Below are 12,868 nucleotides of genomic sequence, written 5' to 3' on the forward strand. Positions count from 1 at the left end.
TTTTATACATAATAACGAATTATTTTATTGTAAAAATGATTTTTATGTATAAAATAACTTGCAAAAAACGAACGTTTGAATAATTTTAAGTGTTGACAATACGTGTTTAGAGTGGTAATGTTTAATTAACGAATGATTAATAATTAATAATAAATAATGTTCGTGTTTTGAATGGGGGATAAAAATGTCTGGTATTAGAATGGTATTTGTAGAAAAGAAAACTGGTTTTAATGTTGAAAGTCAGATATTACTTAAGGATTTTAAAGATAACTTAAGAATTAGTAGCTTAAAGGATGTAAGAGTTTTAAATAAATACATACTAGGAAACATGGCAGAAGAGCAATATAGAAATACGGTAAATACTATTTTGTCAGAAGCTCCTGTAGATAAGGTTTATGAGGAGAATTTTAATATTGCAGAGGATGAAAAAGTATTTGGAGTTGAATACTTACCAGGTCAATATGATCAAAGAGCAGATTCAGCATCAGAGTGCATAATGCTTTTAACTGGTGAAAAAGTTCCTGTTAAATCATCAAGAGTTATAGTTCTTAAAGGTGATTTAAGTGAAGAAGAAGTTGAAAAAATAAAAGCTTATTATATAAATCCGGTTGATTCAAGAGAAGTTGAAGCCTTATCAAAAGTTTTAGAAGAAAATTTAGAAGAACCAAAGGCTGTAGAAGTTTTAAATGGATTCTCAAATTTTTCAAAGGAAGAGCTTAAAGAATTCCACGGAATGAATTCTTTAGCAATGAGTTTAGAAGACTTAGAAATGATAAGAGATTATTTTAAGAGTGAAGATAGAAATCCAACAATAACAGAGATTAAGGTTATTGATACTTACTGGTCAGATCATTGTAGACACACTACCTTTGAGACAATAATAAAAGATGTTGAAATTGAGGACGGTAAATATTCAGAACCAATAAAAAAAGCATATGAAGATTATAAAAATTCAAGAGCTTATGTTTATGGTGATAAGTTAGAAACTAGAGATGTTAAGCTTATGGATTTAGCTACAATCGCTATGAAAGAACTAAGAAAAAGAGGCATGCTTGATGATTTAGATGTTTCAGAAGAGATAAATGCCTGTTCAATAAATATTGACATAGAAACTGATAAGGGAACAGAAGAATATCTTTTAATGTTTAAAAATGAAACACATAATCACCCAACTGAGATAGAGCCATTTGGAGGAGCAGCAACTTGTTTAGGAGGAGCTATTAGAGATCCACTTTCAGGAAGAAGTTACGTTTATCAAGCCATGAGAGTGACAGGAGCAGCTGATCCAACAGTTAGTATTGAGGAAACTTTAAAGGGAAAATTACCTCAAAGAAAGATAACTTTAGGAGCAGCTCATGGCTATAGCTCATATGGAAATCAAATAGGTCTTGCAACTGGACAAGTTTCAGAAGTTTATCATCCAGACTATGCGGCAAAGAGAATGGAAGTTGGGGCAGTTATAGCAGCAGCACCTAAGGAAAATGTAATAAGATTAGAACCTTCAAAAGGAGATTTAGTTATACTTCTTGGAGGGAGAACAGGAAGAGATGGTATAGGAGGAGCTACAGGTTCATCTAAAGAACATACTGAAGAATCAATAAATCAATGTGGCGCAGAAGTGCAAAAGGGAAATGCACCTACAGAGAGAAAAATTCAAAGATTATTTAGAAATAAAGAAGTAGCTCAAATGATTAAGAGATGTAATGACTTTGGTGCTGGTGGGGTGTCAGTTGCCATTGGAGAGTTATGCAGAGGGATTGATATAGATTTAAATAAAGTTCCTAAAAAATATGAGGGACTAGATGGAACGGAGCTTGCTATTTCAGAATCTCAAGAGAGAATGGCAGTAGTTGTTTCAAAAGAGAATGCAGAGAGATTTATTAAACTATCAGAGGATGAAAATCTAGAATCTAATATTGTAGCTGAAGTAACTGATACTGATAGATTAAGAATGATATGGAGAGATGATGTAATAGTTGATATTAAGAGAACTTTCTTAGATACAAATGGGGCAAAGCAAGAAATTTCGCTAAAGGTTAAATCACCAACTGCATATCCATATGAAGTTCAGAAGTGTGATGTTAAGAGAAAGTGGTTAGATTCATTGAGAAACTTAAATGTTTGTAGTCAAAAAGGGCTAATAGAAAGATTTGATTCCACAATAGGAGGTGGATCAGTCTTAATGCCTTTAGGAGGAAAATATCAATTAACTCCTTCAGAAGGTATGGCTGCTAAGATTCCTGTATTAGGAGGAGAAAGTAAGGATGCTTCTTTAATGACTTATGGATTTAATCCTTACTTAGGAATTTGGAGTCCATTCCATATGGCATTTTACTCAGTTATTGAATCAGTAACTAAGATTGCTGCTATGGGTGGAGATTATAAAAAGGTTAGATTAACTTTCCAAGAGTATTTTGAAAAGCTATTAAAAGATAAAGAAAAATGGGGAAAGCCTTTTTCAGCTTTACTAGGTGCTTATAAGGCTCAAATGGATTTAGGATTACCTGCTATTGGTGGTAAAGATTCAATGTCAGGAAGCTTTGGAGAAATAAATGTTCCGCCAACTTTAGTTTCATTTGCAGTAGGCTTAGAAAAAGCTTCAAAAATTATTTCACCAGAATTTAAAGAAGTTGGTTCAAGCTTAGTTCTTATAAAAGCTGAAAAGTTAGAAGATGGAACTATAGAGATGGAAGGGTTTAAGAAAAATCTAGAAAGGCTTTATGAATTAATGGGAGAAGGAAAAGTAATTTCAGCTTATTCACTTAAGTTTGGGGGAGCTTCAGAAGGAATTACTAAGATGAGTTTAGGAAATAGAATTGGGGCTAAAATAAATTCTCTTACTGAAGAAGAGTTATTTGGATTTAATTATGGAAGCTTAATCTTAGAGGTTAAAGAAGGGGTTAACCTTAAGGATGATTTTAAAGATACTAATTACAAAGTTATAGGTGAAACATCAGAAAATGAGGTAATAAGATGTGAAGAATATGATTTTGAATTTTCTCTAGAGGATTTAGAGAAAGCTTATGAAGAAAAGCTTGAAGATGTATTTAAATCAAAAATAGAGAATTCTAGTGAGTGCGTTTCAGATTTAATAAGCAATAAAGAAAAGGTATCAATGCATATATATGATGAAAAATTAAAATCTAAAGTAACTAGAGTTGAAAAGCCAAGAGTTGTTATTCCAGTATTCCCAGGAACAAATTGCGAATATGATTGCAGAAGGGCCTTTGAAAAAGAGGGTGCAGAGGTTAGAGAAGTTGTTATAAGGAACTTAAATAAAGAAGCTTTAATAGAATCAATAGAGATTCTAAAAAGAGAAATTGATGAAGCTCAAATAATAATGTTACCAGGTGGATTCTCAGCAGGGGATGAACCAGATGGATCAGCAAAATTCATTGCAACAATATTCAGAAATCCTAAAATAAAGGATGCAGTAATGAGTCTTTTAAATGAAAGAGATGGATTAATATTAGGAATTTGTAATGGCTTCCAAGCCTTAATAAAGTTAGGACTTCTACCATATGGAGAAATCTTAGATATTGAAGAGGATATGGCTACATTAACTTATAACAACATAAATAGACATATGTCATCTATGGTTAGAACTAAGATAGTTTCTAAAAAATCACCTTGGTTCAATGAAGTAGAACTAGGCGAAATTCACAACATTCCAATATCTCATGGAGAAGGAAGATTCGTTGCATCAGAAAGCTTATTAAAAGAGTTAGCAGATAATAATCAAATAGCAACTCAATATGTAGACCTAGAAGGAAATGCAACAATGAATATGCCATATAATCCAAATGGTTCAAACTTAGCCATAGAAGGAATAACAAGCAAAGATGGAAGAATCCTAGGTAAAATGGGACACTCAGAAAGAGTTGGAGACAACTTATACAGAAACATACCAGGACAATTCGACCAACAACTATTCAAATCAGGTGTTAATTACTTTAGAAAATAGGTTTGGTTATGTTGATTTTTTAGTTAGCCCTTCAGACTATCTAAAAAATCAACATTTAAAAACCCTATTTAATAAAAGATATATTAAGTTAGAGATATTTATAGGGAGGAAATTTTAATGAAGGTAGCAATATTTTTTGGAAGTAAGTCAGATATAGATGTTATGAAAGGGGCAGCAAATGCTCTTAAGGAGTTTGGAATTGAGTATAAGGCATATGTTTTATCAGCTCATAGAGTTCCAGAAAAGCTTCTTAAAACTTTAGATAATATTGAGAAGGAAGGCTGTGAAGTTATTATAGCAGGAGCTGGCTTAGCTGCTCATTTACCAGGAGTTATAGCTTCTCATACAATACTTCCTGTTATAGGAGTTCCAGTAAGAGCAGCTATTGAAGGAATGGATGCATTATTATCAATAGTTCAAATGCCAAAATCAATTCCGGTAGCAACAGTTGGAATAAATAATAGTTATAATGCAGGAATGTTAGCTGTCCAAATGCTTTCATTAAAATATCCAGAGCTTAGAGAAAAATTAGTTCAATTCAGAATTGATATGAAACACAAATTTATAGAAGAAAATGGAGAAGGAGTGGATTTATAATGGTTAATAAATTAGAAATGTTATATGAGGGAAAAGCAAAACAAATTTACGCAACAGATAAAGAGGATATGGTAATAGTTCACTATAAGGATGATGCTACTGCTTTCAATGGAGAAAAGAAAGCTCAAATAGAAAGTAAAGGTATATTAAATAACGAAATAACTAGTATCATATTTGAAATGTTAAATAAAGAAGGAATTAAAACTCACTTTGTTGAGAAGTTAAATGATAGAGATCAATTATGTAAGAAGGTTGAAATAGTTCCTTTAGAAGTAATAGTTAGAAATGTAGCAGCAGGTAGCATGGCTAAGAGATTAGGACTAGAAGAAGGATATGAATTAAAGACAACAGTTTTTGAATTATCATACAAAGATGATGCTTTAGGAGATCCGTTAATAAATGATTATCATGCTGTAGGAATTGGAGCTACAACTTTTGAAGAGTTAAATACAATATATGAAATGACTGCTAAGATAAACGACATTTTAAAAGATGCTTTCAAGAAACAAAATATTAACTTAATAGATTTTAAATTAGAATTTGGAAGATATAATGGAGAAATAGTTTTAGCAGATGAGGTGTCACCAGATACATGTAGATTCTGGGATGCTACAACTGGAGAAAAAATGGACAAAGATAGATTCAGAAGAGATATGGGAAATGTAATGAATGGGTATAGAGAGGTTTTAAGTAGATTAAGAGCTTAATGTAAATTAGAGTAAGAGGAGTAGAAAATATGGTGAAGCCAAATTTTGATATTATGGATCCACAAAACGATAAATTTAAAGATGAATGCGGAGTTTTTGGAGTTTTCGCAAATAAACCAATAGATGTTGCTTCTATAAATTATTATGGGCTTTATGCTCTTCAACATAGAGGACAAGAGAGCGCTGGCATTGCGGTAGCTAATGGAAAAGATATAAAAGTTCATAAGGGATTAGGAGTTTTAACAGAAGCTTTCAAAGCAAGTGATTTAGAAAATTTAAGAGAAGTTAATGGTCATATATCTATAGGTCATGTTAGATATTCTACAGCAGGAGCAAAGACAGTTGAAAATGCTCAGCCTTTAGTTAGAAATACTAAACTTGGTCCTATATCTACTGCTCATAATGGAAATTTAGTAAATGCAGATGTGATAAGAAGTCTTTTAGAAGATAGTGGACAAGTTTTCCACACTAGCGTTGACTCAGAAGTTCTTATAAGTTTAATTGCTAAAAGAGCAAATAACTGTGGAATCGAGAGAGCAGTTATAGATGCAATATCAGCAGTTAAGGGTTCTTTCGCTATGGTAATAATGACTAAGGATAAATTGATTGGTATAAGAGATCCACATGGAATCAGACCTTTATGCTTAGGAAAATTTGAAGAAGGATATATATTAACATCTGAAAGTTGTGCTTTAGACACAATTGGAGCAGAGTTTGTGAGAGATATAAAACCAGGGGAAATAGTGGTTATTGATGAAGATGGAATTAAAAGTTATAGATATTCAGAGAATGCAGTTTGTCAAACTTGTGCCTTTGAGTATATATATTTTGCAAGACCAGATTCAATTATAGATGGGTTAGATGTTCAAACTACAAGGGTTAAACAAGGTGAGATTTTATTTAAGGAGCATCCAATTGAGGCTGATATAGTTGTAGCCGTACCAGATTCAGGAATACCAGCAGCAATGGGATATGCTAAGGCTTCAGGAATTCCTTATGAAGTTGGATTTGTTAAAAATAGATATATAGGAAGAACTTTTATTTCGCCTTCACAGGAAATAAGGGAGAGGGCAGTAGCTGTAAAACTTAATCCCTTAAAGGTTAATGTAGATGGCAAGAGAGTTGTTTTAATAGATGATTCTATTGTTAGAGGAACAACTTCAAGACATTTAATAGAATCTTTAAGAAGAGCAGGAGCTAATGAGGTTCATTTCTTAGTAGCATCGCCAATGGTTAAGTATCCATGCTACTTTGGAATTGATACTCCATATAGAAGCCAATTAATTGGAGCAAGTAGAAGTGTTGAAGAGATTAGAGAGATGATTGGTTGTGATTCTCTAGGATATTTAAGTTTAGAAGGTATGTACGAAAGCTTTGAAGGAAGAAGAAATTTCTGTGTAGGATGTTTCAATGGAGTATATCCAGTTGCAGCACCTATGGAAGCTTTAGAGGATAATCTTGAAAGGGTGGAGAATTAGATGTTAACTTACAAAGAAGCAGGAGTAAATATTGAAGAAGGATATAGATCAGTTAAGCTTATAAAGGAATATGCACAAAAAACTATGAGTGAATATGTGTTAAATGGACTAGGTTCTTTTGCTGGAATGGTTGAACTTCCAGAAGGGTATAAAAAGCCAGTTTTAGTTTCTGGTACAGATGGTGTCGGAACAAAACTTGATATAGCTTGTAAAAAAAGAAAGTTTGATACTGTCGGAGTAGACTGTGTGGCGATGTGTGTTAATGATATCTTGTGCCATGGAGCTAAGCCATTATTCTTCTTAGATTATATAGCTTGTGGAAAGCTTGAAGCTGAAGTTTCTTCTGATTTAGTAAAAGGAGTAGCAGATGGTTGTCTTCAATCAGGATGCTCTTTAATCGGAGGAGAAACAGCTGAGATGCCAGGTATGTATAAAGAAGGAGACTATGATATTGCAGGTTTTGCAGTAGGAATAGTAGACAAAGATAAAATCATAAATGGTAAAGATATAAAGTCTGGAGATAAGCTTATAGGAATTGCTTCTTCGGGAGTACACTCAAATGGATATTCACTTATGAGAAGAGTTTTTGAAGATTTAGAACAAGATTTTAATGGGAAAGAAGTTTGGGAAGAATTGTTGATTCCTACAAAGATATATGTTGAACCTGTATTAAAGCTTATAGAGAAATTCAATATTAAAGGAATGGCTCACGTAACAGGTGGAGGTTTCTATGAGAATCTTCCTAGAATGTTAAGCGGAGACGAACTTAGCATTGTTATTAATAAAGATAGTTATGAGGTTCCAGATATATTTAAGAAAGTTATGGAACTTGGAGTTAATGAAGAGGAAATGTATAATACATTCAACATGGGAATTGGATTTACTTTATGTGTAGATGAAAATGATGTTGAAGAAGTTTTAAATGAGCTTTCAGAACTTGGAGAAAAAGCCTTTGAAATAGGATATATAAAGGCTGGAGGTGAGGGTGTTTGTATAAAATAGCCGTATTAGCTTCAGGGAGTGGATCTAATCTTCAGTCAATTTTAGATAATGTTGAAAATGGAAATATAAAAGGAAAAGTTTCTTTAGTGATAGGAAGTAGAGAAGGTATTTATGCTTTAGAGAGAGCTAAAAATCATAGCATTGATTCAGTAGTTATTTCTAGAAAAGAGTTTGGGGAAAATACCTCTGATGAAATACTAAGACTAGCTAAAGAGAATGAGATTGACTTAATAGTTTTAGCTGGATACCTTTCAATATTAGAGGGGAAACTTTTAGAAGAGTATGGGGATAGGATAATAAACATACACCCTTCCCTTATTCCTTCCTTCTGTGGAAATAAGATGTATGGCTTAAATGTACATAAGGCTGCCATAGAAAAAGGAGTTAAATACTCTGGATGCACAGTACATTTTGTTAATGATGAGGTTGATGGAGGAGCAATCATTGACCAAGAGATTGTTAGAGTAGATTTTGAAGATACAGCTGAGAGTCTTCAAAAAAAGGTGTTAGAAAAAGAACATATATTATTACCTAGAGTAGTTAAGTACTTATGTGAAGATAAAATAGAAATTCATAATGGAAGAGTAAAAGTATTAGAATAGGGAGTGTTTTTCATGAAAAAGAGAGCTTTAATAAGTGTTTTTGATAAAGATGGAGTTTTAGAACTTGCAAAATTTTTAAGAGATAGAGATATTGAAATAATATCTAGTGGTGGTACTTACAGATATTTAAAAGAAAATGACATAGAAGTTAAAGAAATTAGTGAAATAACAAACTTCCCAGAGATGTTAGATGGAAGAGTAAAAACATTACATCCTTTAGTTCATGCTGGAATATTAGCAATAAGAGACAATGAAGAGCATATGAATACTTTAGAGGAAAGAGAAATAAATACTGTGGATTATGTTGTAGTTAATTTATATCCTTTCTTTGAAAAAGTTAGAGAAGATTTAAGTTTTGAAGAAAAAGTTGAGTTTATTGATATTGGTGGACCAACAATGTTAAGAGCAGCAGCTAAGAATTTCAGAGATGTGGTAGTTCTTTCAGATAAAAAAGATTATGAGAAAGTAATGAATGAAATAAAAGAAGAGGGAGAAGTTTCATTTAAACTTAGAAAAACTCTTGCAGGAAAAGTATTTAACTTAATGAGTGCATATGATGCAGCTATTTCAAACTTTTTATTAGATGGGGAAGAGGAATATCCAGAATACTTATCAGTTTCATATAAAAAAATACAAGACCTTAGATATGGAGAAAATCCACATCAAGGAGCCGTTTATTATAGTTCAACAGAGTTTGATGGAGCTATGAATAGTTTTGAAGTTTTAAACGGAAAAGCTTTATCTTATAACAATATAAAAGATTTAGATATAGCTTGGAAAGTAGCTTGTGAGTTCGAAGAGCCAGCATGTTGTGCATTAAAACATAATACACCATGTGGAGTAGCTATAGGAGAAAATCCACATGAGGTTTACTTAAAGGCATATGAAGCAGATCCTATTTCAATATTTGGTGGAATAGTTGCTATAAATAGAAAGATAGATAAGGCTACTGCTGAGGAAATGGTTAAGATTTTCTTAGAAGTTGTGGCAGCACCAGACTTTGATGAAGATGCTTTAGAAGTATTAAGAACTAAGAAAAACTTAAGAGTTATAAAATGTAATAACACTCCAAATGCTAAAAATTATATGGTAACAGTAGATGGTGGAATATTAGTCCAAGAAGAAGATAGTAGACTTGCTGATGAATATAATGTTGTAACTAAAAAGCAACCTACAGAAGAAGAGCTAAGAGATATGGTATTTGGGATGAAGGTTGTTAAATATGTAAAATCTAATGCAATAGTAGTTATTAAAGATGGAGTTGCTACTGGAATAGGTGGTGGACAAGTTAATAGAATTTGGGCTACTAAGGAAGCTTTAGAAAGAGGACAAGGTGGGGCTGTTTTAGCATCTGATGCATTCTTCCCATTTAGAGATTGTGTTGATGAGGCTGCTAAGAATGGAATAAAGGCTATAATTCAACCAGGTGGTTCTATGAGAGATGGAGAGTCTATAGAAGCTTGTGATGAACATGGAATAAGCATGATATTCACAGGAATCAGACACTTTAAACATTAAAGCTAATAACGAATAAAACTTATAAATAAATTCCGAGAATTATTGGATTTTAAGTGAAGGTCCAAATTTTTAATTTGGATTCCTGAACTTATCCAATGGAAACTTTAGTTGCATTGGAGTCATTTATTTATAGAAATTACTTCGAATATATTTCTAAAGCTTCGAAACTTGCGACCCTTCGAACAGTCTCAGCTTCTTAACGAAATCTAGTCTACGTAATTTCTTAAATTCTAAAGTTCATCCAAATATTCTCTTCATATTATTTATAAGTTTTATTATGTTGTTTAGCTTTTTAGAGTATGGAGTAGATAAGGTTAATATCTTTATAATGATTTTAGGTTTAGGGAGGTGAATTAGGTTATAGAGTTATAAGTTTTTTATTTAGTCTAAAAAGATATATGGATTTAATAGAAAGTTTGTAGGAGCTATAACCTTTATATATATGAATATACTTTTAATTGGATCGGGTGGTAGAGAGCATGCTTTAGCATGGAAGCTTAGTAAGAGTCCTAGAGTTAGTAAGATTTTTGTTGCTCCTGGCAATGGTGGAACTGCTAGGGAAAGTAAGTGTGAAAATCTAGATATAACAGATATAAATGAATTATTAGAGTTTGCTAAAAATAATGATGTAGAGTTAACTGTAGTTGGGCCAGAGGAACCTCTTATAAGAGGAATTGTTGATACTTTTAAGGAGAGTGGATTAAAGGTATTTGGACCAGATAAGGCTGGTGCTATGCTTGAAGGTAGTAAGAGCTTTTCTAAGGATTTTATGAAAAAGTATGGTGTTAAGACTGCTGACTACGAAGTTTTCTATGATTATGAAGAGGCTAAAATATATCTTGAAAATTGTAAATATCCAAGAGTTATTAAAGCGGATGGATTAGCAGCTGGTAAAGGTGTTGTTATTTGTGAATCAAAAGAGGAAGCTTTAGATACATTAGATTTATTTATGGTAGATGATATTTTCAATGGAGCTGGGAAAAAGGTTGTTGTAGAAGAGTTTTTAAAGGGTGTTGAAGCTTCTATACTTTCTATTACTGATGGTAAAGTTATACTACCATTTTTATCAGCTAAGGATCATAAGCAGATATTTGATGGAAACAAAGGTAAAAATACTGGGGGGATGGGAGTAGTTTCTCCTAACCCATATGTTAATGAAGAGGTATTAGAAGATTTTAATAAAAATATATTAGAAAAAACATTAGAAGGAATAAAAGAAGAGGGATTTGATTTTAAAGGTATTATCTTTTTTGGAATAATGATAACTGAAGAAGGAGCTAAGCTTTTAGAGTATAATGTTAGAATGGGGGATCCCGAAACTCAAAGTGTCTTATCTTTAATGGAGAATGATTTATTAGAAGTTATTGAGAGTTCATTAGAGGAAAAGTTAAGTGAAACTAAGTTAACTTGGGAAGAGGGATATTGTGTAAATGTAGTTTTAGCTTCAAAAGGATATCCAGATGCTTATGAAAAAGGATATGAAATAAGTATTGATGAAAGTTTGTCTGGAGAATATTTTATAGCTGGGGCTAAAGTTGAAGGTGATTCTCTAGTAACTAGTGGTGGAAGAGTTTTATCCGTAATAGGAAAAGGAAAAACATTAGAAGAAGCTAGAGGAAATGCTTATAGCAATATAGATAAGGTTAATTTTGATGGAATGTATTGTAGAAGTGATATAGGAACTGCTAAATAATATTATTATTTGTTTTAAGTGAGTGTTGATTTTAGTTAGTTATTAATATCTACTTAAATTCGTAAATAGTTTATTTGGAATATATTAGAAATATAATGAGTGGTTGGAATAAAGAATAGTTTTGGGGATTTAAAATAGAATAAAATATTTATAAAGGCTTTATTAGAAAAAAAATTTATATTAGATATAGAAAAAACTAAAAGCAGTGTAATTTAGTTTATATATTCTATATCTAATAAATTAAATAACTCTAATAGAGCTTTTGTGTTTGGACTTTTTTATTTTATAAACAATAAAAAAACACTTAAACTAAGTTTAAGTGTTTTTGGTGCCGAAGACCGGAATCGAACCGGTACGGTGTGTTAGCACCGCAGGATTTTAAGTCCTGTGCGTCTGCCAGTTCCGCCACTTCGGCATGTCCTGTTGACAATATTTATTATATATATATTAAAGATAAATGTCAACATATTTTTTAAAATTTTTTTAAAAAAAATTATTTATATTAAAAGAAAGATTTATTTATTAAAAAATAGAGTATTTATGCTATAATTTAGCATAATAATTAGTTATGCATAAGTTGCTTTAAACAATTAAATATGATTTATTGAGTTTTAGATTTATTTTATATTTTTTTACTTATTTATTTTAGAAAGATTACTAGAATTTTTTACGTGGATTAAGCAAAGAAATATTATTTAAAATCAAAAACAAAATAATCGATTTAATATATAATAAAGTAAAGAAATTTTGAAAGGGGGTAATACCTTGAGTTGTTTAGGAAATTTACTTTGGATGATATTTGGAGGATTCTTCAACGCATTAGGATGGTTATTCTGGGGATGTATATGGTGTATAACAATAGTTGGAATACCAGTAGGACTTCAATGTTTTAAATTAGCAGGATTACAATTCGCGCCTTTTGGAAAAGATGTAGTAACTGTAGATGATGGAGCAGGTCATTTAATACTTAATATATTATGGTTAATATTTGGTGGATTTACATTAGCTATAGGAAACTTAATAAGTGCAGCAATTTTTGCTATTACTATAGTAGGGATTCCATTTGCAATACAATCATTAAAATTAGCTAAATTATCACTTATGCCTTTTGGTAAGAAAGTAGTATAATTTAGAACATTAAAAATATCAATAACCAATAAAGGAGATTTTAATCTAATTTATAGAGTAAATCTCCTTTATGGGTTATTTTTTATTAAGCTCTTTGAAGTTAGTGTTAACTTTAGACAACCATTAAAATATACTTAATTTTTTATAGTTTCTATTATTTATTCAAAAAAATAGTTTAA

At 31.4% G+C, this 12,868-nt stretch carries 9 protein-coding genes and 1 tRNA gene; 9 read left to right on the forward strand and 1 reads right to left on the reverse strand.

Annotation, left to right across the window (positions count from 1 at the left end; translation table 11 throughout):
- Nucleotides 1-184 precede the first annotated feature (184 nt).
- From ACQZHJ_RS04740 to purD, 8 genes are all read left to right on the forward strand, one after another.
- Entirely contained in the window at nt 185-3,964 is a 3,780-nt protein-coding gene (locus ACQZHJ_RS04740; protein ID WP_430484389.1) for a phosphoribosylformylglycinamidine synthase, read from the forward strand.
- Between the two features lie 117 nt (nt 3,965-4,081).
- The gene (gene purE / locus ACQZHJ_RS04745) at nt 4,082-4,561 is read left to right on the forward strand and encodes a 5-(carboxyamino)imidazole ribonucleotide mutase (RefSeq protein ID WP_430484390.1); all 480 of its coding nucleotides are present in this window, start codon (nt 4,082-4,084) and stop codon (nt 4,559-4,561) included.
- Entirely contained in the window at nt 4,561-5,268 is a 708-nt protein-coding gene (gene purC / locus ACQZHJ_RS04750; RefSeq protein ID WP_430484391.1) for a phosphoribosylaminoimidazolesuccinocarboxamide synthase, read from the forward strand. The genes purE and purC overlap by 1 nt, the downstream gene beginning before the upstream one ends.
- A gap of 29 nt (nt 5,269-5,297) precedes the next feature.
- Nucleotides 5,298-6,746 carry an amidophosphoribosyltransferase gene (gene purF, locus ACQZHJ_RS04755; RefSeq protein ID WP_430484392.1) on the forward strand — a complete coding sequence of 483 codons (1,449 nt, stop codon included), beginning with the start codon at nt 5,298-5,300 and terminating at the stop codon, nt 6,744-6,746.
- On the forward strand, nt 6,747-7,748 hold the full coding sequence (gene purM / locus ACQZHJ_RS04760) for a phosphoribosylformylglycinamidine cyclo-ligase (protein WP_430484393.1): 1,002 nt from the start codon (nt 6,747-6,749) through the stop codon (nt 7,746-7,748).
- The gene (gene purN / locus ACQZHJ_RS04765; RefSeq protein ID WP_430484394.1) at nt 7,736-8,350 is read left to right on the forward strand and encodes a phosphoribosylglycinamide formyltransferase; all 615 of its coding nucleotides are present in this window, start codon (nt 7,736-7,738) and stop codon (nt 8,348-8,350) included. The genes purM and purN overlap by 13 nt, the downstream gene beginning before the upstream one ends.
- 12 nt (nt 8,351-8,362) lie before the next feature.
- Nucleotides 8,363-9,868 carry a bifunctional phosphoribosylaminoimidazolecarboxamide formyltransferase/IMP cyclohydrolase gene (gene purH / locus ACQZHJ_RS04770; RefSeq protein ID WP_430484395.1) on the forward strand — a complete coding sequence of 502 codons (1,506 nt, stop codon included), beginning with the start codon at nt 8,363-8,365 and terminating at the stop codon, nt 9,866-9,868.
- Between the two features lie 442 nt (nt 9,869-10,310).
- A complete protein-coding gene (gene purD / locus ACQZHJ_RS04775) occupies nt 10,311-11,561 on the forward strand; it encodes a phosphoribosylamine--glycine ligase (RefSeq protein WP_430484396.1) in 1,251 nt (416 codons plus the stop codon).
- Nucleotides 11,562-11,887: 326 nt separating this feature from the next.
- Here the strand turns inward: purD and ACQZHJ_RS04780 are convergent.
- A tRNA-Leu gene (locus ACQZHJ_RS04780) sits at nt 11,888-11,976 on the reverse strand.
- A 350-nt stretch (nt 11,977-12,326) separates the two neighbouring features.
- Here ACQZHJ_RS04780 and ACQZHJ_RS04785 point away from each other — a divergent pair.
- Entirely contained in the window at nt 12,327-12,689 is a 363-nt protein-coding gene (locus ACQZHJ_RS04785) for a YccF domain-containing protein (RefSeq protein ID WP_430484397.1), read from the forward strand.
- Nucleotides 12,690-12,868 lie beyond the last annotated feature (179 nt).

Source organism: Clostridium sp. B9 (assembly GCF_050509515.1).
GTDB lineage: Bacteria > Bacillota > Clostridia > Clostridiales > Clostridiaceae > Sarcina.

Excerpts from the sequence above, each read along its gene's own strand:
- ACQZHJ_RS04740 (WP_430484389.1), top strand. The coding sequence starts at position 185 with ATGTCTGGTATTAGAATGGTATTTGTAGAAAAGAAAACTGGTTTTAAT.
- purE (WP_430484390.1), top strand. The coding sequence starts at position 4,082 with ATGAAGGTAGCAATATTTTTTGGAAGTAAGTCAGATATAGATGTTATG.
- purC (WP_430484391.1), top strand. The coding sequence starts at position 4,561 with ATGGTTAATAAATTAGAAATGTTATATGAGGGAAAAGCAAAACAAATT.
- purF (WP_430484392.1), top strand. The coding sequence starts at position 5,298 with ATGGTGAAGCCAAATTTTGATATTATGGATCCACAAAACGATAAATTT.
- purM (WP_430484393.1), top strand. The coding sequence starts at position 6,747 with ATGTTAACTTACAAAGAAGCAGGAGTAAATATTGAAGAAGGATATAGA.
- purH (WP_430484395.1), top strand. The coding sequence starts at position 8,363 with ATGAAAAAGAGAGCTTTAATAAGTGTTTTTGATAAAGATGGAGTTTTA.
- purD (WP_430484396.1), top strand. The coding sequence starts at position 10,311 with ATGAATATACTTTTAATTGGATCGGGTGGTAGAGAGCATGCTTTAGCA.